The 25451-nt window shown below is 67.5% G+C and carries 20 protein-coding genes; 12 read left to right on the top strand and 8 right to left on the bottom strand.

Features of this window, described 5'->3' with window-relative positions; all coding sequences use genetic code 11:
- Positions 1 to 40 precede the first annotated feature (40 nt).
- The 3 genes from BRW65_RS26720 to BRW65_RS32055 form a co-directional block, all read right to left on the bottom strand.
- Positions 41 to 1159: an FAD-binding protein gene (locus BRW65_RS26720; RefSeq protein WP_073879852.1), complete on the bottom strand. Its 1119-nt coding sequence runs from the start codon at positions 1157 to 1159 to the stop codon at positions 41 to 43.
- Entirely contained in the window at positions 1156 to 1983 is an 828-nt protein-coding gene (locus BRW65_RS26715; protein WP_073879850.1) for a uracil-DNA glycosylase, read from the bottom strand. Before BRW65_RS26715 ends, BRW65_RS26720 begins: the two co-directional genes overlap by 4 nt.
- 97 nt (positions 1984 to 2080) lie before the next feature.
- On the bottom strand, positions 2081 to 2677 hold the full coding sequence (locus BRW65_RS32055) for an SHOCT domain-containing protein (protein WP_073879848.1): 597 nt from the start codon (positions 2675 to 2677) through the stop codon (positions 2081 to 2083).
- A gap of 77 nt (positions 2678 to 2754) precedes the next feature.
- Between BRW65_RS32055 and BRW65_RS26705 the strand changes: the two genes are divergently transcribed.
- Positions 2755 to 4122, top strand: coding sequence for an FAD-binding oxidoreductase (locus tag BRW65_RS26705; protein WP_073879846.1), 1368 nt, complete (start codon positions 2755 to 2757; stop codon positions 4120 to 4122).
- Positions 4123 to 4221: 99 nt separating this feature from the next.
- Here the strand turns inward: BRW65_RS26705 and BRW65_RS26700 are convergent, their stop codons facing one another.
- Both BRW65_RS26700 and BRW65_RS26695 read right to left on the bottom strand, forming a co-directional pair.
- Positions 4222 to 4683 carry a nitroreductase/quinone reductase family protein gene (locus tag BRW65_RS26700; protein WP_073879844.1) on the bottom strand — a complete coding sequence of 154 codons (462 nt, stop codon included), beginning with the start codon at positions 4681 to 4683 and terminating at the stop codon, positions 4222 to 4224.
- Positions 4684 to 4841: 158 nt separating this feature from the next.
- Positions 4842 to 5654: an alpha/beta fold hydrolase gene (locus BRW65_RS26695; RefSeq protein WP_244168222.1), complete on the bottom strand. Its 813-nt coding sequence runs from the start codon at positions 5652 to 5654 to the stop codon at positions 4842 to 4844.
- 151 nt (positions 5655 to 5805) lie between these two features.
- Between BRW65_RS26695 and BRW65_RS26690 the strand changes: the two genes are divergently transcribed.
- The 7 genes from BRW65_RS26690 to BRW65_RS26660 all read left to right on the top strand — a co-directional run bounded on the left by BRW65_RS26690 (position 5806) and on the right by BRW65_RS26660 (position 11512).
- Entirely contained in the window at positions 5806 to 6369 is a 564-nt protein-coding gene (locus BRW65_RS26690; protein WP_244168221.1) for a TetR/AcrR family transcriptional regulator, read from the top strand.
- 270 nt (positions 6370 to 6639) lie between these two features.
- Positions 6640 to 7125, top strand: coding sequence for a peroxiredoxin family protein (locus BRW65_RS26685; protein WP_073879840.1), 486 nt, complete (start codon positions 6640 to 6642; stop codon positions 7123 to 7125).
- Between the two features lie 77 nt (positions 7126 to 7202).
- Positions 7203 to 8372: an NADH:flavin oxidoreductase gene (locus BRW65_RS26680; protein WP_073879838.1), complete on the top strand. Its 1170-nt coding sequence runs from the start codon at positions 7203 to 7205 to the stop codon at positions 8370 to 8372.
- A gap of 76 nt (positions 8373 to 8448) precedes the next feature.
- Positions 8449 to 9117 carry a redoxin domain-containing protein gene (locus BRW65_RS26675; RefSeq protein ID WP_244168220.1) on the top strand — a complete coding sequence of 223 codons (669 nt, stop codon included), beginning with the start codon at positions 8449 to 8451 and terminating at the stop codon, positions 9115 to 9117.
- Positions 9098 to 9493: a glycine cleavage system protein GcvH gene (gcvH, locus tag BRW65_RS26670; protein WP_073879836.1), complete on the top strand. Its 396-nt coding sequence runs from the start codon at positions 9098 to 9100 to the stop codon at positions 9491 to 9493. Before BRW65_RS26675 ends, gcvH begins: the two co-directional genes overlap by 20 nt.
- Positions 9494 to 9692: 199 nt before the next feature.
- A complete protein-coding gene (locus tag BRW65_RS26665; protein ID WP_167374098.1) occupies positions 9693 to 10934 on the top strand; it encodes a cytochrome P450 in 1242 nt (413 codons plus the stop codon).
- Positions 10934 to 11512 carry a TetR/AcrR family transcriptional regulator gene (locus tag BRW65_RS26660; RefSeq protein ID WP_073879826.1) on the top strand — a complete coding sequence of 193 codons (579 nt, stop codon included), beginning with the start codon at positions 10934 to 10936 and terminating at the stop codon, positions 11510 to 11512. The genes BRW65_RS26665 and BRW65_RS26660 overlap by 1 nt, the downstream gene beginning before the upstream one ends.
- A 13-nt stretch (positions 11513 to 11525) precedes the next feature.
- Here BRW65_RS26660 and BRW65_RS26655 read toward each other — a convergent pair whose 3' ends face one another.
- Positions 11526 to 12665 (bottom strand): acyltransferase family protein, encoded by a 1140-nt coding sequence (locus BRW65_RS26655; RefSeq protein WP_073879824.1) that lies wholly within the window; start codon positions 12663 to 12665, stop codon positions 11526 to 11528.
- The gene (locus BRW65_RS26650) at positions 12662 to 14362 is read right to left on the bottom strand and encodes a DEAD/DEAH box helicase (RefSeq protein ID WP_073879822.1); all 1701 of its coding nucleotides are present in this window, start codon (positions 14360 to 14362) and stop codon (positions 12662 to 12664) included. The genes BRW65_RS26655 and BRW65_RS26650 overlap by 4 nt, the downstream gene beginning before the upstream one ends.
- Before the next feature lie 178 nt (positions 14363 to 14540).
- Between BRW65_RS26650 and BRW65_RS26645 the strand changes: the two genes are divergently transcribed.
- Both BRW65_RS26645 and BRW65_RS26640 read left to right on the top strand, forming a co-directional pair.
- Positions 14541 to 15140, top strand: a complete 600-nt coding sequence (locus tag BRW65_RS26645; protein WP_073879820.1) for an LppP/LprE family lipoprotein — start codon at positions 14541 to 14543, stop codon at positions 15138 to 15140.
- 44 nt (positions 15141 to 15184) lie between these two features.
- Positions 15185 to 18604: a TM0106 family RecB-like putative nuclease gene (locus BRW65_RS26640; protein WP_073879818.1), complete on the top strand. Its 3420-nt coding sequence runs from the start codon at positions 15185 to 15187 to the stop codon at positions 18602 to 18604.
- On the opposite strand, the gene BRW65_RS26635 is transcribed toward BRW65_RS26640, so the two are convergent.
- A complete protein-coding gene (locus tag BRW65_RS26635; RefSeq protein WP_073879816.1) occupies positions 18601 to 20493 on the bottom strand; it encodes an MFS transporter in 1893 nt (630 codons plus the stop codon). The genes BRW65_RS26640 and BRW65_RS26635 overlap by 4 nt on opposite strands.
- Positions 20494 to 20715: 222 nt before the next feature.
- On the opposite strand from BRW65_RS26635, the gene BRW65_RS26630 reads away from it, so the two are divergent.
- Together BRW65_RS26630 and BRW65_RS26625 are read left to right on the top strand one after the other, a co-directional pair.
- Complete coding sequence (locus tag BRW65_RS26630) at positions 20716 to 21495, top strand: hypothetical protein (protein WP_208611933.1); 780 nt, start codon at positions 20716 to 20718, stop codon at positions 21493 to 21495.
- A gap of 193 nt (positions 21496 to 21688) precedes the next feature.
- On the top strand, positions 21689 to 25405 hold the full coding sequence (locus BRW65_RS26625; RefSeq protein ID WP_073879812.1) for a multifunctional oxoglutarate decarboxylase/oxoglutarate dehydrogenase thiamine pyrophosphate-binding subunit/dihydrolipoyllysine-residue succinyltransferase subunit: 3717 nt from the start codon (positions 21689 to 21691) through the stop codon (positions 25403 to 25405).
- Positions 25406 to 25451: the final 46 nt, after the last annotated feature.

Here is a 25451-nt window from a genome sequence, read left to right as displayed (position 1 = left end):
GCGTGTCGGGTGATTTTGCGTCTGCTCGGCCGAAGGACTCTCAGTAGTCCTTGAGGGTGATCGAGCTGACGATGCGGTCGAAGACCTCCTGCGGGATGGGCGCCCCACCCGGGATGTTGTCGACGACCAGCCATTGGTTGCGCTTGACGTAGTCGTTGAACTCTTTGTGGTAGTTGGCGAAGCCGAGTTCGTAGTCGTCACCGGCAGCGGCGAGCTCGCCGGCCAGGATGTAGGCGCCCAGCAGCGCGACACTGGTGCCCTGACCCGAGAGCGGCGAGCAGCAGTACCCGGCGTCGCCGACCAGCGCGACCTTGCCCTTCGACCAGCGGTCCATCTTGATCTGCGACATCTCGTCGAAGTAGAAGTCAGGTGCGCTGCGCATGTATTCGAGTAACTGGGGACGCACCCAGCCGTCGTCTGCCATCCGCCGTTCCAGCTCGGCGAACTGCGCCTCGGTGTCCCGGTAGTCGATCCGCAGATCGGTTTCCATGAAACCGAGCATGGCCCGGGCCTCGGCGTTGTTGCGGGCGCTGTAGACCCCGGCCATCGTGGAGTCCCCGTAGTGCCAGGTCTGCCAATAGTCGAGGTCCAGGAAATTGGGCACGGTGAAGATCGCCGCGTGGGTGCCCAGCCGCTCAATGAATTGCTCCTCGGGGCCGAACACCAGCCGCCGCACGTTGGAGTGTAATCCGTCGGCCCCGATGACCAAGTCGAAGCTGCGCGCGGGCGCGCGTTCGAAGGTCACGTTGACGGCGGCGCCGTCGTCCTCGAGGCCGGTGATGGTGTCGTCGAAGACGTATTCGGTCGTCCATTGGCTTGCGCCGTAGAGCAATTCGACGAGGTCGTCACGCAGCAGCTCGATGTCGGGGCTGTCGATGGGTCCGCCGGTCGGTGTCGCCTCGGTGTCTCGGGACAGCTCGTTGCCGTCGCGGTCGACGACCGAAGCGCCGCGAATTTGCGTCTTGCGCTTCTGCGCCGCGGCCAGCAGCCCCATGCGTTCCAGCACTCCCAGCGCCGGCCCACGCACGTCGATCGCCTGGCCGCCCGGCCGCGGCCCGGGGTGGCGCTCCACCACGGTGACCGAATAGCCGTGCCGTCCAAGCCAATAAGCCGCCGTTGCACCGGCCACACTGGCGCCGGAAATCAGAACGTCAGTCACTTAATCCCTGCCAGCCTTTTCGCGTCCCGGAAAACGTCGTCGAGCATTGCTGGTGTCAACCTACCGGTAAACATGTTTTGCTGGCTCGGGTGGTAACAGCCGAGTAGCCGCACACCGGGCGCGAATTGCGCAACGACCCCGTGGCCGAATCGCGGCTTGCGCATCGCGGACGCGCCCGGCAGCCGCAGCGCGATCTGCCAGGCGAATCCGCCCAAAGCCACGATCACGCGCACGTGCTCGGACACCAGCCGCCATTCGGCTTCCAGCCACGGCCAGCAGGTGTCGCGTTCCGCCGGCGTCGGAGCGTTCGCCGGCGGAGCGCACCGCACCGGCGCGGAGATCCGAACCGCGTTGGCCCGCAACCCGTCCGCGGCATCGACGCTGGTCGGTTGGTTCACCAGCCCGGCCCGGTGCAGTGCCGCGTACAGCTGATCGCCGGACCGGTCCCCGGTGAACATGCGCCCGGTCCGGTTGGCCCCGTGCGCGGCCGGCGCCAACCCGACGATCAGCAGCCGCGGGCGTTCCGAGCCCCAGCCCGGCACCGGCCGGCCCCAATACGGCTGGTCGGCGAAGGCGCGGCGCTTCAGCGCGGCGACATCCTCGCGCCAGTCGACCAGCCGCGGGCACGCGCGGCAGACGCTGATCAAGGCGTCGAGTTCGGGGATCGACGCGGCCCGAGGAGCCAACGCGGCGACCTGCGCGGCGTCGGCGGCCACCGGTGTCCGCGGGGTCGCCGGATCCCCCGGCCAACCGGTGCCGGGAACCACTGGAGAATCGAACGCCTGGCCGGTACGAGGGTGGACGAGCACATGACCATCCTGCAGACAGCCGGCGGGCGACGGCAGAACGCCCCGAATATTCGGTGGTCGGGCCGCGGATCAACGGCTACATTCTCCCCCGGGAGCCGGCACTCGCTTTGATTCACTCGCCGAGGATCTTGCGCTTCTGCTGCTCGAACTCGTCGTCCGTGAGCAGACCGCGGTCCTTCAGCGCGGCCAGCCGCTCGAGCCGTTCGATGGGATCCGCGCCCTGTTGGGTCTGTGCCGCCTGCATCGCGCCGAGCGCCTGCTGCTGCATCTCGGCCCCGCGCCGCATCATCTCTTCCCGGAAGGCGTTGGGGTCGGCGATGGCTCGCCGGATGACATCGGTCATCGGCATGCCCATCACCTGAGCGCCCGCGAGGTCGGGGCGGGCCGCGGTCACGGCATCGATGGCCGCGTCGGCGGTGGCGGCCGGCCGGTGGTCGACTTGAATGCGGCTGTGGTCCTTCGGGTCATAGAGCACGGGCAGCCGCATGCCCGGGTGGGGGCGGGTCAGCTGGGGCAACAGCGCGGTGACGCCGGCCTCGAACGGCGGTTCACCGTCTGGCGTGACGCGCACGTGCAGCTTCCAGCGAACCTCGGTGTTGTCGACGAGGTTCGGGTTGCCGATGGTGACCGACAGCGCCGACTGCTCCGCGGCCAGGACGTCGGCATACGCGCGGATACCGACTTTGCTGAGATCTCGCCGTCCAAACACTCCTGACCCGCCTTTCGCCAGAATCGCTCAACTGTACAGCGCCGACGGGCCTTTAAGATCGGTCCCGTGAGCGCCTCGTGACCGCAGACCCGCTGGCCGAGCTGATTGCCGGCCTGCCCGACGGCATGGTCGTCACCGACCCGACCGTCACGGAGGGCTATCGCCAGGACCGCGCCCTCGACCCGTCGGCCGGCAAACCGTTGGCCGTGGTCCGCCCGCGCCGCACCGAGGACGTGCAGGCCGTGTTGCGCTGGGCCTGTGCGCATGGCGTGCCGGTGGTGACCCGGGGGGCCGGCAGCGGGCTGTCCGGCGGCGCGACGGCGCTGGACAACGGCATCGTCCTGTCGACGGAGAAGATGCGTGACATCACCGTCGACCCGGTGACCCGCACCGCGGTCTGTCAGCCGGGATTGTTCAACGCCGAGGTCAAGAAGGCCGTCGCCGAGCACGGCCTGTGGTATCCGCCCGATCCGTCGTCGTTCGAGATCTGCAGCATCGGCGGCAACATCGCCACGAATGCCGGCGGGCTGTGCTGCGTCAAGTACGGGGTCACCACCGACTATGTGCTGGGCATGCAGGTGGTGCTGGCCGACGGGACTGCGGTCCGGCTCGGTGGCCCCCGGCTCAAGGACGTGGCCGGGCTTTCGCTGACGAAGCTCTTCGTCGGAAGCGAGGGCACCCTGGGTGTCGTCACCGAGGTCACGCTGCGGCTGGTGCCCAAGCAGAACGCGTCCAGCATCGTGGTGGCCTCCTTCCCGACGATCGAGGCGGCCGTCGAGGCGGTTCTCGGCGTCACCGCCCGGCTGCGCCCCTCGATGCTGGAGTTCATGGATTCGGTGGCGATCAACGCCGTCGAGGACACCCTGCGCATGGACCTGGATCGCGGCGCGGCCGCCATGCTGGTGGCCGGCTCCGACGAACGGGGGCGCGCGGGCAGCGAGGACGCCGCGGTGATAGCCGCCGTATTCGCGGAAAGCGGTGCGACGGAAGTCTTTTCGACCGACGACCCCGACGAGGGCGAGGCGTTCGTCGCCGCCCGCCGGTTCTGCATTCCCGCCGTGGAGGCCAAGGGGTCGCTGCTGCTCGAGGACGTCGGGGTGCCCCTGCCGGCGCTGGGCCGGTTGGTCACCGGCATCGCGGACATCGCGGCCGAACGCGACCTGACCATCTCGGTCATCGCCCACGCCGGTGACGGCAACACCCACCCGCTGATCGTGTACGACCCCGCGGATGCCGCGATGACCGAGCGGGCCAATCTCGCCTTCGGCGAGATCATGGACCTCGCCGTCGGGCTCGGCGGCACGATCACCGGTGAGCACGGCGTCGGCCGGCTGAAGCGGCCGTGGCTGGCCGGCTACCTCGGGCCCGAGGTGATGGACCTCAACCGGCGCATCAAGCAGGCCCTGGACCCGAAGGGCATCCTCAACCCGGGGGCGGGCATCTGACGCTTTCACTCGAGCGCCCGAGCTGACGCTCGAAACTGAGGCCGCGGACTGCACGAGCTCCGTAGCGATCGGCGCCAGGCTGGTCGGCTCCCAAGCCGTTCACGCCGGAGTCAACCGCACAATCGGAATTGGCCGCGACGTGCGTTGCTGGTAGGCATCGTAGTTGTTTGCATTGTTATCGTTGACAATTCGCCACAACCGGCCGTAGTCGGGCTCTCCAGGAAGTACTGCCCGAGCTATCACCGGGATTCGTTGTCTTCCGACATTGATGTGCGCGGCCGGCCTCCTTTGCAGGTTGTGATACCAGCCGGGAGCGACCGGCGCACCAGCCCAGGAAGCCACGACGAGAAAGTCGCCACCGTCGCGCGCGTAAGTAAGGGCCGCGGTCCGAGCGATGCCCGTCGTGGCACCCACTGTGTGCAGGAGCAGACTGGCGGGCATGCCGGGAACATGGTGTCCGATCAGGCCGCGCGTCTTTCGATAGCCGAAGGTGTGCACCCTCACGATGCGTGAAAGTACCACTCGCTCAAGGAATGTGAGATGGTCTGCGGGTTTGCTCATGTCACTGGTCTCCCCTGTCCAACTCAGATATGGCTGCCGTCATCACGCTGATTCGACTCCTTGCGGCAGACGGAACGCCAGACAGCTGCCGCACCGTCGTCGACGTCGCTGGCCCGAGGCACGTTGTGGCGCCGGCACCGCCACCCGATAGACCCCAGTCACAGCGCGGCTGGGCCCGCGGCGGCCTGTGCGATGACGTCGACCACGACGTCCGGGCTAGAGACGGTGACCGCGTGCGACGAGTTCACCTCAGTAACGTGGGAATGGGCACGGTCGGCTTCGAATTTCTGTTCGGCGACCGGAAGTGCGAGATCTTGCAGGGTCCTGATCTGCCAGCTTGGCTTACTCGTCCAGGCGGCGGCCGTCACTGTCTCGTTCAGCGCCGCCACGTTCATCGGGCGCTGCGTGGCGACCATCAAGGCGGCCTCGCTCGCGGGCACGTCGGCCGCGACCTGGCTGTGGAACTTGTCGGGCTGATAGAGCAGATACGAGCCGCTTGTTCCGCCGGGCAGCCTGTAATCGACTTGCTCGACTGACGTCAGGAAAGAACTGCCCGGGTACCGGCTGAGCAACTGGCTTGCCGACTCGCCGGCCGCCGGCATCACCGCGGCCGCGTATACCAGGCCCTTCACCATGGGGTCGTCCGCGCCGGCCTGCGTAATGACGGCTCCGCCGTAGGAATGGGCCACCAGGATCATCGGCCGGTCGATTCTTTCGGTCATGCTGCGCAGGTGGGCGGCATCGACCGCCACCCCCTGCAGCGGGTTGGCGAAGGCGACGACCGGATAGCCCTCGTGCTGAAGCCGCTGGATCACGCGATTCCAGATCGACCCATCTTCGAAGGCCCCGTGGACCAGCACGATTGCGGGTTTCGCTGATTCGCGACCCATCATGGCTCCTTTCTCACGGGCGTTATGCACCCTCAAACGTCCCGTAATGGCCTGTGCCACAGCTAGATAGCGGCGCGGCATCCTTCACGGCGGTGCGCTGACTACTCGCCATCATGCTGAGACAAAACTGGACTGACAATTCCAATTCGGATAATGTGCGGCCGTGGCGTCGAAGGCGGGTCGTCCTAGCGCGCGGCTGACTGTGCGCGGCGCGGCGACCAAGGCTCGCATCGTGGACGGTGCGGCATCCCTCGTCCGGGAGCACGGCGTGGCGGGGACGAGTCTGGACGCGGTCATGACGGCTACCGGCACCAGCCGGTCGCAGCTGTACCACTATTTCGACAACAAAGACGCGCTTATCGGCGAAGTGATCAAGACCCAGTTGGGCCGCGTCATCGAGGCCCAGGAACCGTTGCTGAGCGAGCTGTCCTCGTGGGATGGCCTGCAGCGCTGGTGTGATCATCTCGTGAGCATGGTCCGCGAGACCAATGGCATCGGCGGCTGTCCACTCGGCTCGCTGGTGAGCGAGCTCGCCGACCGATCGGAGGCGGCCCGACATGAGCTCGCACGATCCTTCGCCGAATGGCAGTCTTATCTGTCCGCGGGTTTCGCGGTGATGCGCGACAATGGCGAACTCGCCGAAGAGGCCGACGTGGACGATCTCGCGTTAACCATGATGAGTGCGCTGCAAGGCGGGCTGCTCATGGCCCAGACCACGCGTAGCGCCCGTCCCCTCGAACTCGCCCTCGGCATGGCCCTGGGGCACGTCGCCGGATACCGGTGCAGCACGAACTGAGGCCATCGCGCCGATGTCGTTCGCAATTCGGCGACTCCGCGCCTTGTCTTGCCTGCGTTGAGCGCTCGTCGAATCGCCCCGGCATATCCGCGACAACGGGTTCTCGAAGATGTTCTGCCTCAACGTATGTCCCTAACCGCGGTCTTTCGCAAGTGGACGTAGCGCGGCAGCGGTTCTTGGACGGCAATGACGCGGCCAATTGTAATTGTCAGTCCAGTTTTGTCCCAGGATGATGGCGACTAGTCAATGAATCACCGATCAAGGACGCCGATGCCTCGACTCAGCCACGGCCAGCTTTTCCCGCCTCTCGACATTCCCGCCGTCGGTGGCGGCATGATCTCGCTGCCGGATGACCTCACCGGCTCCTACGGCGTCATCTTGATCTACCGCGGGTCCTGGTGCCCCTATTGCAACGCGCAGCTCGCCGCGTTCTCGCGCGCGCTCGACGCGCTGAGCGAGGTCAACGCGAAAGTGGTCGCCTTTTCTGTCGATGACGAGGACACATCCGCCGCGCTCGTCGCCAAGCGCAGACTGCGGTTTCCGGTCGGCCACAGCGTCGACGCCGACAAGGTCGCCGCGGCGCTCGGTGCCTACGTCAACGACGATCCGCACTATCTGCAATCGACCGGCTTCATCCTGACGCCCGACGGGCGGGTGTGCCTCGCCGTGTACTCGAGCGGGGCCATCGGACGACTGGTGGCCGACGACGTGATCGGCTTCATCCGATATGTGACCGAGCACCCCGAAGCTCGGTGAGTCAAGGTCGAGAAAATCCGATGCTCCCCAATTCTATTTGACCCCACCGTGATTCGATGCCCAAGATGAGTAAGTCCATGCCCGACCAGCAAAGTGCACGCTACGAATCCCTTTTCGAGTCCACAACCATCGGGGAAGTCGACCTGACCAACCGCATCGCCCTGGCGCCGATGACCAGGGTAAGCGCAACAGCCGAAGGTGTTCCCACCGATCGGATCGGCGCCTATTACCGGGTTTTCGCTGACGGTGGCTTTGGGCTGTTGATCACCGAAGGTCTTTATATCGATGACCAGACCAGCCAGGGCTACTTTTTCCAGCCCGGCATCACGAATCCCGCTCAGGCCGCGGCGTGGAAACGGGTCGTCGAGGGCGTCCATGCGTCCGGTGCGAGGTTCTTCGCCCAATTGATGCATGCCGGAAGCCAGTCCCAAGGCAACTCTTACACCACCACAACCTGGGGTCCCTCGGCAGTGCGCCCCAAAGGCGAGCAGCTGTCCATGTACCGCGGATCGGGCGGCTTCCGGATTCCCGAAGAGATGACCACTGAGCAGATCGGCCAGGTCCGCGCCGCGTTTGTCAACGCGGCCCGGTTGGCACGCGACGCGGGATTCGACGGTGTGGAGATTCATGGCGCCAACGGATATTTGCTCGACGAATTCCTCACCGACTACATGAATACGCGCACTGATGCCTACGGGGGTAGCGTCACCAACCGAATTCGCTTGGCCACCGAGGTCTGCGCCGATGTCGTAGCTGCGGTCGGGGCGGACATGGCTGTGGGTATCCGCATCTCCCAGGGAAAGGTTTCGGACAACCATCATCGGTGGGCCGGCGGAGAGGAGGACGCGGCCACGATATTCACCGCGCTGGCCGACACCGGCATCGACTACATCCACACCACCGAATACCGGTCCCTGGCACCAGCTTTCGATAACACTGCCAGGACGCTGGCTGAGCTTGCCAAGCAGTACAGCGGCCTATCGATCATTGCCAACGGCCACCTCGATGACCCCCGCGACGCCGCCACGATCATCGACTCCGGCACCGCCGATGTCGTCGCCCTGGCCAAACCCGCGCTGGCCAACCGGGACTGGCCGCGCCGCGTGCTAACCGGCCAACCTCTGTCGCCTGATGTGCCCGCCGATGTGTTCGGGCCTGTCGCAACGGTCAAAGACTGGGAAGTCGCCGGCGTGCCGAACATAGCCCGGCCGGAAACTCGTGAATATAAAACCGTTGACACGCCATGAAATTGAGTCCCGCTGATAACGCAATGACGCCGATCCTGGTCCGCCTGGTTGCACGAAAGAATCGAAGGAGAGCGTCTTGCGAGACGACATTGTTCCGGGCGCGGTGTTCCCGGATTACGAGCTGACCGATCACGCCAAAGTCAGGAGACGGCTGAGCGAACTGCAAGGAATCGACCCCATGGTCCTGTTGCTGTCGCGCGGACACTTCTGCCCGAAGGATCACCAGCAGCACCTCGAGTTGTCCGTCAACTACTCCAAGATCGCGGTTGCGTACACCGCGATCGTGACGATTTCAACCGACAACATCGTGGAAACCGCAGAGTTTCGCGCATCCGTCGGGGCGCAATGGACTTTCCTCTCCGACGCCGGCCGCAAGGTCCAGAAGGACCTGCAGATCCAGGAGTACACGGATCCGCATCACGATCCGATGGTTCCCCATACCTTCGTGCTGAAGCCCGGCTTGGTAATCCATAGCATCTATAACGGCTACTGGTTTTGGGGCCGGCCGTCTTTTGAGGACTTGCGGCGCGATCTTCGTGAGGTGACTCGCGAAATTCGCCCCGATTGGGATCCGTTAGCGCCGGGCCTGCGCCAGGCCTGGGACGACGGGGACCGGTCGAGGCACTACCCGTATTCGCCCCCCGCTACCGGGGTGGGTGAGCCGTGGTGCGGAACAGACGGATCAGGAACCGAAAGCTTGCGCAACCATGGAGCCAAGGAGGGCGATGAGCGCATTCCCAGCTGATTTGAGCTACACCGAAGAGCATGAGTGGGTGCAGCGCACCGGCGATGACACCGTACGCATCGGCATCACCGACTATGCGCAGTCCGCACTCGGTGATGTCGTGTTCGTCCAGCTGCCCGATGCCGGTTCCGATGTGACGGCGGGCGAGTCCTTCGGCGAGGTGGAGTCCACGAAGTCGGTGTCCGACCTCTATGCCCCGATCACCGCGAAGGTCGTTGCGGTCAATAGTGACTTGAGGGAGAACCCAAGCCTTGTCAACTCTGATCCCTACGGAGAGGGTTGGCTGCTCGAGCTACGCGCCGACGCGGGGTCGGTTGAGGCGCGCCTCGGCGAACTGCTGGATGCGGATGCTTACCGAGCCCACGTTGGGGATTGACCAGTCGGTCCAGTAGTGCACCGGCGCGGGCGTTTCGGCCCGCATGGTCATGACTAGACCGTGAATCCACGCGATGCGCGGGACGGCCAACGATAGGCCGGTTGCGGCAGCCCGTGCCGTGCTTTTCACGCTCAGTGTGGTGTGGTTTCACCTCACCAACCCTGTTGACATTTTCGGTATGTTGTCGTACGAATGAGACATGGCTGCGGTTATGTCTCACGACGCACCCGTCACGTTCGAGTTGGCCACTGCGGACACCTGGGCGGATCCCTGGCCGATGTACCGAGCGCTTCGCGACCACGATCCGGTGCACCACGTCGTCCCGGCCAACCGGCCCGAGCATGACTACTACGTGCTGTCCCGGCACGCCGACGTGTGGGCCGCGGCGCGCGACCACGAGACCTTCTCCTCCGCGCAGGGTCTGACGGTCAATTATGGCGACCTGGAAATGATCGGGCTGCAAGACAATCCACCGTTCGTGATGCAGGATCCGCCGGTACACACCGAATTTCGCAAACTGGTGTCGCGCGGCTTCACGCCACGCCAGGTTGAGGCGGTGGAGCCCAAGGTGCGTGAGTTCGTCGTCGAGCGCATCGAGCGGCTGCGCGCGGACGGCGGTGGCGACATCGTCACCGAGCTGTTCAAACCACTGCCGTCGATGGTGGTCGCCCACTACCTGGGTGTCCCCGAAGCGGATCGGGCGCAATTCGACTGGTGGACGGATGTCATCGTGGCGGCCAACACCGCGGAAGGCGGGGTGGCCGGGGCGCTGGAAACCGTGGGCGACGCGGTCGGGTCCATGATGGGCTACTTCACCGAGCTGATCGAGCGCCGCCGCAGCGAGCCCGAGGACGACACCATCTCGCACCTGGTGGCCGCCGGCGTCGGCGCCAACGGCGACATCGCCGGCACGTTGTCCGTGCTGGCCTTCACGTTCACCATGGTCACGGGCGGCAATGACACCACCACCGGAATGCTGGGCGGCTCAATGCCTTTGCTGCATCAACGGCCCGACCAGCGACGGCTTCTCGTCGAGGATCCGGGCCTGATCCCGGACGCGGTGGAGGAGCTGCTGCGGCTCACCTCGCCCGTGCAGGGGCTGGCCCGCACGACCACCCGCGACGTGACGATCGGCGACACCACGATCCCGGCCGGCCGCAAGGTTTTCCTGTTGTATGGGTCGGCCAATCGGGACGAGCGGCAGTACGGCCCCGACGCGGGCGAGCTCGACGTCACCCGCTGCCCGCGCAACATCCTGACCTTCAGCCACGGCGCACACCATTGCCTGGGCGCAGCGGCGGCGCGGATGCAATCGCGGGTCGCCCTGACCGAACTGCTCACCCGCTGCCCGGATTTCGAGGTGGACGAGTCCGCGATCGTCTGGTCGGGCGGCAGTTATGTGCGGCGTCCGCTGTCTGTACCGATCCGGGTGACGCCCTGATGCCGAACGACTGGCTGAGCGCGCACCGCAGCGAAGCCGCCGCGGACCGGATCCTCGACGCGGCCGAGCAGCTCTACACCGAGCGCGATCAGGCGTCGGTCGGCATGAACGAAATCGCCAGGGCCGCAGGGTGTTCCCGCGCCACGCTGTACCGATACTTCGAGAGCCGGGAGGCGCTGCGGACCGCCTACGTGCACCGCGAGAGCCGTCGGCTCAGCCGCGCGATCAAGGAGCAGATCGTCGGCATCGACGACCCCCGGGAGCGGCTGGTCGCCAGCATCACCGCCACGCTGCGGATGGTTCGCGGCAGCCGGGCGTTGGCCTCGTGGTTCGCGGTCAGCCGGCCGCCGATCGGCGCCGAGGTGGCCGGGCAGTCCGAGGTGATCACCGCGTTGGCCGCCGCGTTCGTCGGCTCGCTGGGGCCCGAAGACCCCGCCATCGTCGAGCGCCGGGCGCGCTGGGTGGTGCGGGTGATCGCGTCGCTGCTGCAGTTCCCCGGTCGCGACGAGGCCGACGAGAAGGCAATGATCGAGGAGTTCGTCGTCCCGATCGTCACGCCGGTCTCCGTCCGGGGCTAGACGCCGCGTCCGCTCAGGTAGGCACGCGGGTGAAGCGGTGCAGCAGCCAGGCCGGCGGAATCGTCACGACCATCGTCGCGAGGAACAGGTTCAGCATCGAGCCGGTGTAGACGTGCGCGCGCACGATGTAGACCATGGCGAACTCCATGGTGATCAGGTGGATCAGGAAGATCTCGTAGGAGATCTCCCCCAGCCACACCATCGGCCGCGTCGCCAGCAGCCGCCAGTACCAACCCCGGTCGCCCAGCGCCAGTGGCGCCACCGCGAGCGCGGCGATCACGGCGTAGAAGCAGGTCTTGAACAACGCCTCGCTCAACGTCGCCGGCGACGTGGTGGGCGCGCCCGCGATCGGAGTGGACACGATGAAATAACAGACGACCGCCAGCGGTATCGCCACGAACGCGTACCCGCGCACCCCCATCGCCTGCAGGACCGCCAGCAACATTCCGGCGAGGAACCAGGCCAGGTACGTCGGCAGCCACAGCCGCGCGCCGTCGGGAAACCAGTGATCGGTGTGCACGAGCACGAGCCAGCCGGGGCTGATCAACGTCAGCCCGATCAGCGCCGCCAACAGCAGTCTCGGCTGCCAGCGCCGGCGGCAGACGAGCACCAACAGCACGTACGCCAGCAGCGGGAGCAGCACATAGAACGACGCTTCCACCGCGAGGCTCCACATCTGGGTCAGCCCCTGATGCAGGTACTTGCCGAGATAGCCGTTGCAGTAGATCTGCGTCAGCGTCAGGTTGCGCACCAGTCCGAGCCACGTGTGCCCGGGGTTGGGTCCCGCCTCGCGGAAGTGGTACAGCACGTAGGCGAACAGCACGGTGACGACGTAGGCGGGCATGATGCGCCGAACCCGGTGCCACGCATAGCGACTCAGCGACGGTGGTGGGCCGCCGGTGGCAGCGGCTTTCAGCCACGGGCGGAACAGCAGGAAGCCCGACAACACGAAGAAGATCGGCACGCCGATCTCCAGCCGGGAACCGACCAGCCCCCAGTAGCCGTGGGTGTACTTGCCGGTGGTGTAGGCCGCATGGGTGCCGACGACGAGCAGGGCCGCCACGGCGCGAATTCCGGTCAGCGACGCCACCCGGTCGACATGGGCGGTCTGTTCGAGTCCGCCCTGGGCGTCTTGTTCCTCCGACAGGGTCATCCCGGGTGTTTCCTGCGGGGCTTCTGACCGTCGCGGCTGCGGGGCTTGGACGCCGACCGGTCGGGCTGAAGGTTGATCAGCACCCCCGAAATTCGGGTGTGTTCAAGTTTTTTCAGCGTCGACTTGGGCAGCTTGGCCGGCAGCTCCACCAGCGAGAAGTCGGGGCCGATGGCGATGTGGCCGAAATCGCTGCGATGCAGACCGCCCTCGTTGGCGATGGCGCCGACGATCGCGCCCGGGCCGATCTTGTGCCGCTTGCCCACCGCGATCCGATAGGTGGCGAACGTCCGGTCCTGCCTGGATCTTTCGGGACGCTCGCGGCGTTCGGTGTGCCGCTCGCGCCGCTCGCGTGGCGGCTCGGGCGCCATCAGGAACTCCTCGCCGTCGCGGGCCTGCAGCGCCAGCGCCGCCGCTATGTCGGCCAGCGGGACGTCATGCTCGCGTTCGTAGTCCTCGACCAGCTTGCGGAACAGATCGATGCCCGGACGGCCCAGCGCGTCGGTGATGGAGTCGGCGAACTTCGCCACCCGCTGGGCATTGACGTCCTCGACGGTGGGCAGCTCGGACTCGGTCAGGGTTTGCCGAGTTGCCTTTTCGATCGCCTTGAGCAGGTGGCGCTCCCGGGGCGACACGAAAAGCAAGGCGGTCCCCGACCGCCCGGCCCGGCCGGTGCGTCCGATGCGGTGCACGTAGGACTCGGTGTCGTGGGGGATGTCGTAGTTGAGCACGTGCGAGATGCGCTCCACGTCGAGCCCGCGGGCGGCTACGTCGGTGGCCACCAGGATGTCGATGCCGCCGTCCTTCAGCGCGGCGACGGTCCGCTCGCGCTGGCCCTGCGGAATGTCGCCGTTGATGGCGGCCGCGGAAAACCCTCGGGCCCTTAGCTTTTCGGCGACCTCCTCGGTGGCCTGCTTGGTGCGCACGAAGACGATCATCGCCTCGAACGGCTCGACTTCCAGGACCCGGGTCAGCGCGTCCATCTTGCGCGGGCCGGCGACCTGGATGTAGCGCTGCGAAATATTCTCCGCGGTCGCGGTTTTCGCTTTGGTGCTGACCTCGAGCGGGTCGTGCAGGTACTTGGTGGTGAGCTTGCGGATCGCCGGCGGCATGGTGGCCGAGAAGAGGGCGACCTGCTTGTACTCGGGGGTTTCCGAGAGGATCCGCTCGACGTCTTCGGCGAAACCCATGGTGAGCATCTCGTCGGCCTCGTCGAGCACCAGATAGTCGACCCGCGACAGGTCCAGCGTCCCGCGCTCGAGATGGTCGATGACCCGGCCGGGCGTCCCGACCACCACCTGGGCGCCGCGTCTAAGCCCGGCCAGTTGCACGGTGTAGGAGGATCCGCCGTAGATCGGCAGCACGTTGATCTTCGGCAGATGGGCTCCGTAGCGGCTGAACGCCTCGGCCACCTGCAACGCCAACTCCCGGGTGGGGGCCAGCACCAGCGCCTGGGTCGCGGTGCTGGTGACGTCGATCCGGGACAGGATCGGGATGGCGAACGCCGCCGTCTTGCCGGTGCCCGTCTGCGCCAGCCCGACGACGTCCGAGCCCGCCATCAGCGCCGGAATCGTCGCGGCCTGGATGCCGGTGGGTGACTCGTAGCCGACGTCGGCGATCGCCCGCAAGACGGAGGGATGGATCTGCAGGTCGGCAAACGTCGTAGAGGCAGCCTCGGGCGAGCTGTCCGGGAGGGTCATCGTCCATGGAGTCTAGTGGTGGCCGCGAGCTCGGCGGAGCGAGCGCTGCGGGTCACCACCATCGAGCCCCGTCGCCGCGGCCAGATCGCCAGACCTGAGCGCTGCGGCTCGTGATCATGAGCACAGCCGCGCCCGGCCCGGCCATGCCTGTCACACCCGCGCGCGCGGTGACGGTACGGTGCCCGATGTGTGGTCGCTACCCCGCCGTACCGAGCCACTGACCGGCTCGGCCGCTGTCGCGCTGATTGCCATGACGTTGGCCGGCTGTGGTTCGGGAGACTCCACCGTCGCCAAGACGCCGCAGGCCACGACGACGAGCGAGACCCCGTCCATCACCGCCCCTGCCCAGCCGTCCGGCGCCGCCGCGCCGCCCGGCGGCAACGCCCCGCCGGCCGACCCGTGCGCGGTCAACCTCGCCTCACCCACCATCGCCAAGGTGGTCTCCGAGTTGCCGCGCGACCCGCGCAGCCAGCAACCCTGGAACCCGGAGCCGCTGGCCGGCAACTACAACCAGTGCGCGCAGCTGTCGGCGGTGATCATCAAGGCCAACACCAACGCCGTCAATCCCTCCACCCGGGCGGTGCTGTTCCATCTCGGGCAGTTCATCCCGCAAGGGGTGCCCGACACCTACGGGTTCAGCGGCGTCGACGCGGCGCAGACCACCGGCGACACGGTCGCGCTGACCTATCCCAGCGGCATCAACGGCTTGACCACCGATGTGCGGTTCCACTGGAACGGCAACGGCGTCGAGCTGATCGGTAACGCCCCGGGACACTAGGCGGAGCCGAGTTCTCGTCGGTCCCCTCACCTAGAGTTGCTGCTGTGTTCGTCACCGGCGACAGCATCGTGTACAGCGCCTCGGATCTCGCCGCCGCCGCCCGCTGCGAGTACGCGTTGTTGCGGGATTTCGACGCCAGGCTCGGCTGGGCACCGGCCGCCACGGTCGAGGACGACCTGCTCGCCCGGACCGCCGCCCTCGGGACCGAACACGAGCGGCGCGAACTGGACCGGCTGCGCGGCGAGTTCGGCGATGGCGTCGCGGTCATCGGCCGCCCGGCCTACACGCCCGCCGGCCTCGCGGCGGCGGCAGAGGCGACTCGGCGCGCCGTCGCCACCGGCGCGCCCGTGGTCTATCAGGCCGCCATGTTCGACGGCCGTTTCGTCGGTTTCGCCGACTTTCTGGTGCGCGACGGCGAGCAGTACCGGGTCATCGACACCAAGCTGGCCCGTTCGGCCAACGTCACCGCGCTCTTGCAGCTGGCGGCCTACGCCGACGCGCTGGCCGCCTCGGGCCTCCCGGTGGCGCCCGAGGCCGAACTGCACCTGGGCGACGAAACCGTCGCGCGTTATCGGATCCACGACCTGATTCCGGTCTACCGCTCCCAGCGGGCGCGGTTGCAGCTGCTCCTCGACACGCACCACGCCGGCGGCGCCGCCGTTCGCTGGGACGACGAGGGCGTGGGCGCGTGTTTGCGTTGTCCGCTGTGCACCGAGCAGCTGCGTGCCACCGACGATCTGCTCCTGGTCGCCGGCATGCGAGTGGGCCAGCGGGACAAGCTGATCGGCGCCGGCATCACCACGGTGACCGGGCTGGCCCAGCACGCCGGCCCGGTGCCGGACCTGGCGCCGGTCGCGGTCGGCAAGTTGACCGCCCAGGCGAGACTTCAAGTCCGCCAGCGCGAGACCGGCACACCGCGGTTCGAGATCGTCGACCCGCAGCCCTTGACGCTGCTCCCCGAACCGGACCCGGGCGACCTGTTCTTCGACTTCGAGGGCGATCCGCTGTGGACCGTCGACGGCAAGGAGTGGGGCCTGGAATACCTCTTCGGTGTCCTGGAGGCCGGGCCCGCCGGTGCGTTTCGGCCGATCTGGGCGCATAACCGGGTGGAGGAACGCAAGGCCCTGACGGATTTCCTCGCGATGGTGGCCAAGCGCCGCAAGCGCCGGCCGCACATGCACATCTACCACTACGCGCCGTACGAGAAGACCGCGTTGCTGCGGCTCGCCGGCCGCTACGGGGTCGGCGAGGACCAGGTTGACGAGCTGCTGCGCAGCGGAACCTTGGTCGACCTTTACCCCTTGGTACGCAAGAGCATTCGAGTGGGCGCGGAGTCGTTCAGCCTGAAGGCGCTGGAGCCGCTCTACATGGGGGCGCAGCTACGCTCCGGCGACGTCACCACCGCCACCGGCTCGATCACCTCCTACGCCCGGTACTGCGAGCTGCGGGCCGACGGACGCGGCGACGACGCCGCCTCCGTGCTCAAGGAGATCGAGGACTACAACCACTACGACTGCCGCTCGACCCAGGAACTGCGTAACTGGTTGATGTTGCGCGCCTATGAATCCGGCGTCGTGCCGATCGGCGCACAGCCCGTGCGGGGCGGCAACACCGTCGACGACCGCGACCGGCTGGCGGTGACCCTCTCAACGTTCGCCGGCGACGCCGCCGCGAGCGAGCGCACGCCCGAGCAGACCGCGGTGGCGCTGCTGGCCGCGGCGCGCGGCTACCACCGGCGCGAGGACAAGCCGTTCTGGTGGGCCCACTTCGATCGGTTGAACTTCCCCGTGGAGGAATGGGCGGACAACACCGACGTGTTCGTCGCGGAAGATGCGTCGGTCACCGCGGGCTGGAACACGCCGCCGCGCGCCCGCAAGCCGCAGCGACGGGTGCGACTGCGCGGCGAACTCGCACGCGGTGAGCTGATGACCGACGTCTTCACCCTCTATGACCCGCCCGCCCCGCCGGGCATGTCCGACGATCCCGACCGGCGCGCGGCCGGGCGCGCCACGGTGATCGCCGCCGACGATCCGGCGCTGCCCACCGAAGTCACCATCGTGGAACGAGTGGGCAACGACGGCAAGCCCTTTCACCAACTCCCGTTCGCGCTGACCCCCGGCCCGCCGATTCCGACGACCGCGCTGCGGGACTCGATCGAGTCCACGGCCACCGCCGTGGCCGCCGGCTTGCCGCGGCTACCCCGCAGCGCCGCCCTCGACATCCTGCTGCGCCGCGCACCGCGCACCCGCAGCGGCTCCGCACTGCCCCGCGGCGCCGACACCGTCGCCGATATCACGGCGGCCCTGCTCGACCTGGACTCGTCGTATTTGGCCGTGCACGGGCCGCCCGGCACCGGGAAGACGCACACCGCCGGGCGCGTGGTCGGGCGCCTGGCCACCGACCATGGCTGGCGGATCGGCGTGGTGGCGCAATCGCATGCCACGGTGGAGAACCTGCTGGACTGTGTGCTCGACGCCGGGCTGGACCCGCAGCGAGTGGCGAAGAAACGCAACGACCACCGCGCCCCGCGCTGGCAGGAGATCGACAGCAGCGCTTACGCCGCGTTCATCGCCGACACCCCCGGCTGCGTACTGGGCGGCACCGCATGGGATTTCGCGAACGCCAATCGGGTGCCGCCGGGCGGCCTCGACCTGCTGGTGATCGACGAGGCCGGCCAATTCTGTCTGGCCAACACCATTGCCGTGGCGCCGGCCGCGGCCAACCTGTTGCTGCTCGGCGATCCCCGGCAGCTGCCGCAGGTCAGCCAAGGCACCCATCCCGACCCCGTCGACACGTCCGCGCTCGACTGGCTGGTCGACGGCTGGAGCACCCTGCCCGACGAGCGCGGATATTTCCTGGACCGCTCCTACCGCATGCATCCGGCGATCTGCGCCGCGGTGTCCGCGCTGTCCTACGAGGGCAGGCTGCACTCGCACGAGTGCACCGCCGAGCGACGCCTTGCCGGATACCCGCCGGGAGTGCGGACGATCACGGTTGAGCACCAAGGCAATTCGACCGATAGCCCGCAGGAGGCCGACGCGATCGCCGACGAGATCGAACGCCTGCTCGGCACGGCCTGGACCGACGAGCGAGGTACCCGACCACTGACCGCCTCCGATGTGTTGGTGCTGGCGCCGTACAACGCCCAGGTGACGCTGCTGCGCCGGCGGTTGACCGTTGCCGGGCTCGACGGAATCCGGGTCGGCACCGTCGACAAGTTCCAGGGCGGGCAGGCGCCCGTGGTGTTCATCTCCATGACTGCCTCCACCGCGGACACGGTGCCACGCGGAATCTCGTTCCTGCTCAACAGGAACCGGCTCAACGTCGCCATCAGCCGCGCCCAGTACGCGGCCGTCGTCGTGCGCTCGGAATTGCTGACCGAGTACCTGCCCGGCACGCCCGCGGGCCTGATCGACTTGGGCGCGTTCCTGGCGCTGACGCAGACCGCCCCGGCGATCACCTAGTTGCCGGAGGAGTGGCGGCCGTAACCGGTGGGCTCGTCGTCGGGATCACGGCCGGGGCGCTGAGCCAGCGGCGCGCCGTTCTGCTGCCGTTGCGGCGGCGCCAGCCGATTGCGGGGGGCGGACGGGTAGGGCCGCGCCGATCGCTCGCTGACCGGACGGAAACGCTGGCGCGCGTCCACATGAGAGCCGTTGTGCGCGAACCCGATTGGTTGCGCGTCGGCCGGCGACGGGCGCGGGCGGGTGACCCGGCCGGCCGGGACGGAGGCCGCCTCGGGTGCACGGAGCAGGATGAGCTCGACGTACTCGTCGTCGTCGTAGTCGTCGTCGACCGCGTCGCCCGCCTCGGGGTGACCGCTCATGGCAGACGGCGCGAAGCCGACCAGGAACAGCGCGGCCACGATCCCGAACAGCGCGACGAACGCGGGCAACAGGACCGACTGCGACATGGCGGCCGCGAACGGGTCGCGCAGAAACGCGGGCAGTTGCAGGGTGGCGGCCTCCTCGCCGCCGGCGCCGGGGGACGGCTGGGCCGGCATCTCGGCGCCGATCCGCGAAGTCATGAAGGCGGCCATGCCGGCGCTGCCCAGCACCGCGCCGAGTTGGCGGACCGAGTTGTACACGGCCGAGCCCGCGCCGGCCAGGCTCGGCGGCAGGTTGCGCGTTGCGGTGGCGGTCAGCGGCGACCACACGAACGCCATCCCGACGCCCGTCGCGAAGAACGGCAACACCAGCCGCCAGATCGGTGTCGCCGGCGACATCTCGAACGTGAGCCAGGTCAGCGCGATCGCCAGCATCGAGAAGCCGAAGCCGAGAACCGGCCGCGGATGGTATCGGTCGACCATCCTGCCGACGAACGGCGCGAACACACCGTTGGCGATCGCCATCGGCGCGATCAGCAGGGCCGAGCGCGTCGGCGAGAGGCCGCAGACGGCCTGCGCGTAGAACGTCAGCGGCAGCATCATCGCCGTCGCGGCGAACGAGATGATGGCCACGCCGACGTTGCACAGTCCGAAGTCGCGGTCGCCGAAGATCACCAGGGGGATCAGCGGCTCGTCGGTGTTCATCGACTGCCAGAACACGAACACCGTCATGAACCCGATGCCGGCGACGATCATCGCCCAGATCCACGGTTCCCAGTGCGCGGCCTGACCCTGCTGCAGGCCGAACACGACCAGGAACATGCCCGCGCCGGACAGAGCGACTCCCACCACGTCGAACCGGTGCGACTGGGTGGGCAGCACCGGGACCAGCCAGTACGCCAGGGCCAGTCCCAGCACGCCGATGGGCACGTTGACGAAGAAGATCCACTGCCAGCCCAGCCCGTCGACCAGCACGCCGCCGGCCAGCGGGCCGACCAGGCTGGCGACACCGGCGGTGGCGCCCCACAGGCTCACCGCGACGCCCCGGCGCTCCGGCGGGAAAATCCGGGTGATGGTGGACAAGGTCTGTGGCGTGAGGACCCCGGCGCCCACCCCTTGGACGACCCGGGCGGCGATCAGCATGGCGGCGCTGCCCGACAGCCCGCACCACACCGAGGCGACGGTGAACACCACCAGCCCGATCAGGTACATGTTCTTGGGGCCGAATCGGTCGCCAAGCCGCCCGGCCACCAGCAGGACGACCGCATAACCCAGCAGGTATGCGCTGGTCACCCAAATCACCGTGTCGTAGCCGATGTGCAAGTTGGTCATGATCGTCGGGTTCGCGATGGCGACGATCGTCGAGTCGACCATGATCATGAAGAAGCCGATCATCATCGCCCAGAGCGCGTTCCAGGGCTTCTGCGATTGCGGCGAGTTCTGGACGAGGAAATTCCGGCGCGTGGGGCGGGGTGGATTCGGCGCCGCGCGCCGGGTTCCCCCGGCCGACGGAGGCGTCTCCGTGGCCATCTCCCCACCTCGTTTCAGCTTCCGGCGATGCGTGCCTGCACGGGCCTTCTGAGCTATCGGACCCGGACCATCACGGACATCCAGCCTGCATTATTGCCGCTGCGGCGATTGGCGGCAGCCACGGATCCGATCCGGGGTACACCACCGTCAAGCTTTCGTGTTCGGGCGGTGTTCCGCAGCGGGCACGTTAGCCTGGTAGGACGCCATTTCAGGAGAGGCAAAATGCGGGCCCGACGGAAGCGGTCTTCGAACCGGATTTTTAACATGTCGCAAGCGGATGGGCCGCCGACGCCCACCAACGGCCGGCCCAAGGCGTCCGCGCGGGCATTGGCCCAGGTCATAGAGCGAAGCTCGCGGATCCAGGGCCCGGCCGCCGAGGCTTACGTATCCCGGTTGCGCAACGCGCACCCGAACAGCAGCCCCGGCGACATCCTGGCCAAGCTACAGAAACGCTACGTGGGCATGGTGACGGCCAGCGGCATGGCGGTGGGCGCGGCGGCGACCATCCCGGGCATCGGCACGCTGAGCGCGCTGTCCGCCGCGGCGGCCGAGACGGTGACGTTCCTGGAAGCCACCGCGTTTTTCGTGCTTGCCGTCGCGGTGGTGTACGACATTCCCGCCGACCACCGGGAACGGCGCCGCGCCCTGGTGCTGTCCGTGCTGGTCGGCGACAACAGCAAAGAAGCGGTCACCCAGCTGTTCGGCCCGGCCCGCACCAACGGCGGCTGGATTTCCGAGAGCGTGGCCGCGGTGCCGCTGTCGTCGATGTCGCGGCTGAACTCCCGGTTGCTCAAGTCGTGGCTCAAGCGATACACGCTGCGCCGCGGCGCTTTGGTGTTCGGCAAGCTGCTGCCGGTGGGCATCGGGATTGTGGTCGGTGCCGTCGGCAACTATTTCGCCGCAAGGAAGATCGTCCGCAATGCCAACAACGCGTTCGGTACCCCACCGGTGCGCTGGCCGCGGGCGCTGCACCTAGTGCCGCCCTTCCACGAAGCCGGCTAGCGAACCGCCCTCCCCTCCTACCCCCGTCTCCCTGGCGAATTGCCGGCGAAAGGTTAGCCTTTATAGGGCGGAAACGTTGAGCATCGCCACTGGTGTGACGTGCTCCACACTCCGGGGTCGACAAACGTGCAGGCGCCGCGCACCAGCTGCTAAAAGCGCTTGCGGGACAGAGGAATTGAGGCGAACAGCGGTCGTGAGCAACATAAGTTCGCCATTCGGGCAAAACGAATGGCTGGTCGAGGAGATGTACCGCAAGTTCCGCGACGACCCCTCCTCGGTCGATCCGAGCTGGCACGAGTTCCTCGTCGACTACAACCCCGAGCCGACCGGCGAGTCCCCCTCGAGCGCCGCGACCACCGGCGACGGCCAGGCCGCCGCGAGCGCCCCGCAGGCAACGCCGGCGCCGCCGGCGACCCAGACCGCCGCGCCCACCAAGCCCGCGGCTAGCTCCGGCAACGGCGCCCCCGCACCCGTACCCGCGAAAGCGAAGGCCCCGACTCCCCCGCCGGCCGAGGGCGACGAGCTGCAGACGCTGCGCGGCGCCGCGGCCGCCGTCGTCAAGAACATGTCCGCCTCGCTGGATGTGCCGACCGCCACCAGCGTCCGCGCCGTTCCGGCCAAGCTGCTCATCGACAACCGGATCGTCATCAACAACCAGCTCAAGCGCACCCGCGGCGGCAAGATCTCCTTCACCCACCTGCTCGGCTACGCGCTGGTGCAGGCGATCAAGCAGTTCCCCAACATGAACCGGCATTACGCCGAGTTCGACGGCAAACCCACCGCGGTCACCCCGGCGCACACCAACCTCGGCCTCGCCATCGACCTGCAGGGCAAGGACGGGAAGCGCTCCCTGGTGGTGGCCGGCATCAAGGGCTGCGAGACCATGCGGTTCGCGCAGTTCGTCACCGCCTACGAGGACATCGTCCGGCGGGCTCGCGACGGCAAGCTGACCGCCGAAGACTTTGCCGGCGTGACGATTTCGCTGACCAACCCCGGCACCATCGGCACCGTGCACTCGGTGCCGCGGCTGATGGCCGGCCAGGGGGCGATCATCGGCGTCGGCGCCATGGAGTACCCCGCCGAGTTCCAGGGCGCCAGCGAAGAGCGCATCGCCGAGCTGGGGATCGGCAAGCTGATCACGCTGACCTCCACCTACGACCACCGCATCATCCAGGGCGCCGAATCCGGCGACTTCCTGCGCAGCATCCACGAGATGCTGCTCTCGGACGATTTCTGGGACGACATCTTCCGCGAGTTGAGCATCCCGTATCTGCCGATCCGCTGGAGCACCGACAACCCAGACTCGATCGTCGACAAGAACGCCCGGGTGATGGAGCTGATCGCGGCGTACCGCAACCGCGGGCACCTGATGGCCGACATCGACCCGCTGCGGTTGGACGGCAGCCGGTTCCGCAGCCACCCCGACCTGGAAATCCTCAACCACGGCCTGACGCTGTGGGACCTCGACCGGGTGTTCAAGGTCAACGGGTTCGCGGGTAGCGAGTACAAGAAGCTGCGCGACATCCTGGGCCTGCTGCGCGACGCGTATTGCCGCCACATCGGCGTGGAGTACACCCACATCCTGGACCCCGAACAACAGGAATGGCTGCAGCAACGCGTCGAGACCAAGCACGTCAAACCGACGGTGGCCGAACAGAAGTTCATCCTGAGCAAGCTGAATGCCGCCGAGGCGTTCGAGACGTTCTTGCAGACGAAATATGTTGGGCAGAAACGCTTTTCGCTGGAGGGCGCGGAGAGCGTGATCCCGATGATGGACGCCGCGATCGATCAATGCGCCGAGCACGGGCTCGACGAGGTGGTCATCGGCATGCCACACCGCGGGCGGCTCAACGTGCTGGCCAACATCGTCGGCAAGCCGTACTCGCAGATCTTCAGCGAGTTCGAAGGCAACCTCAACCCGTCGCAGGCCCACGGCTCCGGTGACGTCAAGTACCACCTCGGTGCCACCGGCGTGTACCTACAGATGTTCGGCGACAACGACATTGCGGTCTCGTTGACCGCCAACCCGTCGCACCTGGAAGCCGTCGACCCGGTGCTGGAGGGTCTGGTCCGGGCCAAGCAGGACCTGCTGAACCACGGCGCCCACGACGACGGCGACGAGAAGGCCTTCTCGGTGGTGCCGATGATGCTGCACGGCGATGCCGCCTTCGCCGGCCAGGGCGTGGTCGCCGAGACGCTGAACTTGGCGAACCTGCCCGGTTACCGGGTCGGCGGCACCATCCACATCATCGTCAACAACCAGATCGGCTTTACCACTGCGCCGGAGTATTCGCGGTCCAGCGAGTACTGCACCGACGTCGCCAAGATGATCGGGGCGCCGATCTTCCACGTCAACGGCGACGACCCGGAGGCGTGTGTGTGGGTGGCGCAGCTGGCGGTGGACTTCCGCCAGAAGTTCAAGAAGGACGTCGTCATCGACATGCTGTGCTACCGCAAGCGCGGGCACAACGAAGGTGACGACCCGTCGATGACCAACCCCGCCATGTACGACGTCGTCGACATCAAGCGCGGCGTCCGCAAGAGCTACACCGAAGCGCTGATCGGCCGCGGCGACATTTCGATGAAAGAGGCCGAGGACGCGCTGCGCGACTACCAGGGCCAGCTGGAGCGCGTGTTCAACGAGGTCCGTGAGCTGGAGAAGCACGGAGCGGCCCCGAGCGAGTCGGTGGAGTCACACCAGATCGTCGCTGCGGGGCTGTCCACCGCGGTCGACAAGGCGCTGCTGTCCCGCATCGGGGATGCCTTCCTCGCCCTGCCCGAAGGCTTCAGCGCGCACCCGCGCGTGCAGCCGGTGCTGGAAAAGCGCCGGGAGATGGCCTACGAGGGCAAGATCGACTGGGCGTTCGGCGAGCTGCTGGCGCTGGGTTCGCTGGTGGCCGAGGGCAAGCTGGTCCGGCTGTCGGGTCAGGACACGCGGCGCGGGACCTTCTCCCAGCGGCATTCGGTGATCATCGACCGCAACACCGGCGAGGAATTCACCCCTTTGCAACTGCTGGCGACGAACCCCGATGGGACACCCACCGGCGGCAAATTCCTGGTCTACGACTCACCGCTGTCCGAGTACGCCGCCGTCGGCTTCGAGTACGGCTACACCGTGGGCAACCCGGACGCCTTGGTGTTGTGGGAGGCGCAGTTCGGCGACTTCGTCAACGGCGCGCAGTCGATCATCGACGAGTTCGTCAGCTCCGGCGAGGCCAAGTGGGGCCAGCTGTCCAACGTGGTGCTGCTGCTGCCGCACGGCCACGAGGGCCAGGGACCCGACCACACCTCCGGCCGCATCGAACGCTTCCTGCAGCTGTGGGCCGAGGGATCGATGACGATCGCGATGCCGTCGACGCCGTCCAACTATTTCCACCTGCTGCGGCGGCACGCCCTCGACGGCGTGCAGCGGCCGCTGATCGTCTTCACGCCGAAGTCGATGCTGCGCAACAAGGCCGCCGTCAGCGACGTCAGGGACTTCACCGAGATCAAGTTCCGCTCGGTGCTTGAGGAGCCGACGTACGAAGACGGCATCGGCGACCGCGGCAAGGTCACCAGGATCCTGCTGACCAGCGGGAAGCTCTACTACGAGCTGGTGGCGCGCAAGGCCAAGGACAATCGCGACGACGTCGCGATCGTGCGGATCGAGCAGCTCGCCCCGGTGCCCAGGCGCCGGCTCAGCGAGACGCTGGACCGCTACCCCGGCGCCAGGGAGTTCTTCTGGGTGCAGGAGGAGCCGGCCAACCAGGGCGCGTGGCCGCGGTTCGGCCTGGAGCTGCCGGAGCTGCTGCCCGACAAGTTGGCCGGTCTCAAGCGCATCTCGCGCCGCGCGATGTCGGCGCCGTCGTCGGGGTCGTCGAAGGTGCACGCGGTCGAGCAGCAGGAGATCCTCGACACAGCCTTCCGCTGAGCCCGGCGACGGCGAGCGCCGGAACGGCGCGAGTTAGGAGCTGGGC

Origin of the sequence: Mycobacterium paraffinicum (genome assembly GCF_001907675.1) — a bacterium.
GTDB lineage: Bacteria > Actinomycetota > Actinomycetes > Mycobacteriales > Mycobacteriaceae > Mycobacterium > Mycobacterium paraffinicum_A.
This window is presented reverse-complemented; position numbering and strand designations above follow the sequence as displayed.

What these genes read in the sequence shown, in the direction of transcription:
- BRW65_RS26700 (WP_073879844.1), bottom strand. Translation starts at nt 4,683, where the DNA reads ATGAGCAAACCCGCAGACCATCTCACATTCCTTGAGCGAGTGGTACTT.
- BRW65_RS26695 (WP_244168222.1), bottom strand. Translation starts at nt 5,654, where the DNA reads ATGCCGCGCCGCTATCTAGCTGTGGCACAGGCCATTACGGGACGTTTG.
- BRW65_RS26685 (WP_073879840.1), top strand. Translation starts at nt 6,640, where the DNA reads ATGCCTCGACTCAGCCACGGCCAGCTTTTCCCGCCTCTCGACATTCCC.
- BRW65_RS26680 (WP_073879838.1), top strand. Translation starts at nt 7,203, where the DNA reads ATGCCCGACCAGCAAAGTGCACGCTACGAATCCCTTTTCGAGTCCACA.
- gcvH (WP_073879836.1), top strand. Translation starts at nt 9,098, where the DNA reads ATGAGCGCATTCCCAGCTGATTTGAGCTACACCGAAGAGCATGAGTGG.
- BRW65_RS26665 (WP_167374098.1), top strand. Translation starts at nt 9,693, where the DNA reads ATGGCTGCGGTTATGTCTCACGACGCACCCGTCACGTTCGAGTTGGCC.
- BRW65_RS26660 (WP_073879826.1), top strand. Translation starts at nt 10,934, where the DNA reads ATGCCGAACGACTGGCTGAGCGCGCACCGCAGCGAAGCCGCCGCGGAC.
- BRW65_RS26655 (WP_073879824.1), bottom strand. Translation starts at nt 12,665, where the DNA reads ATGACCCTGTCGGAGGAACAAGACGCCCAGGGCGGACTCGAACAGACC.
- BRW65_RS26650 (WP_073879822.1), bottom strand. Translation starts at nt 14,362, where the DNA reads ATGACCCTCCCGGACAGCTCGCCCGAGGCTGCCTCTACGACGTTTGCC.
- BRW65_RS26635 (WP_073879816.1), bottom strand. Translation starts at nt 20,493, where the DNA reads ATGGCCACGGAGACGCCTCCGTCGGCCGGGGGAACCCGGCGCGCGGCG.
- BRW65_RS26630 (WP_208611933.1), top strand. Translation starts at nt 20,716, where the DNA reads ATGCGGGCCCGACGGAAGCGGTCTTCGAACCGGATTTTTAACATGTCG.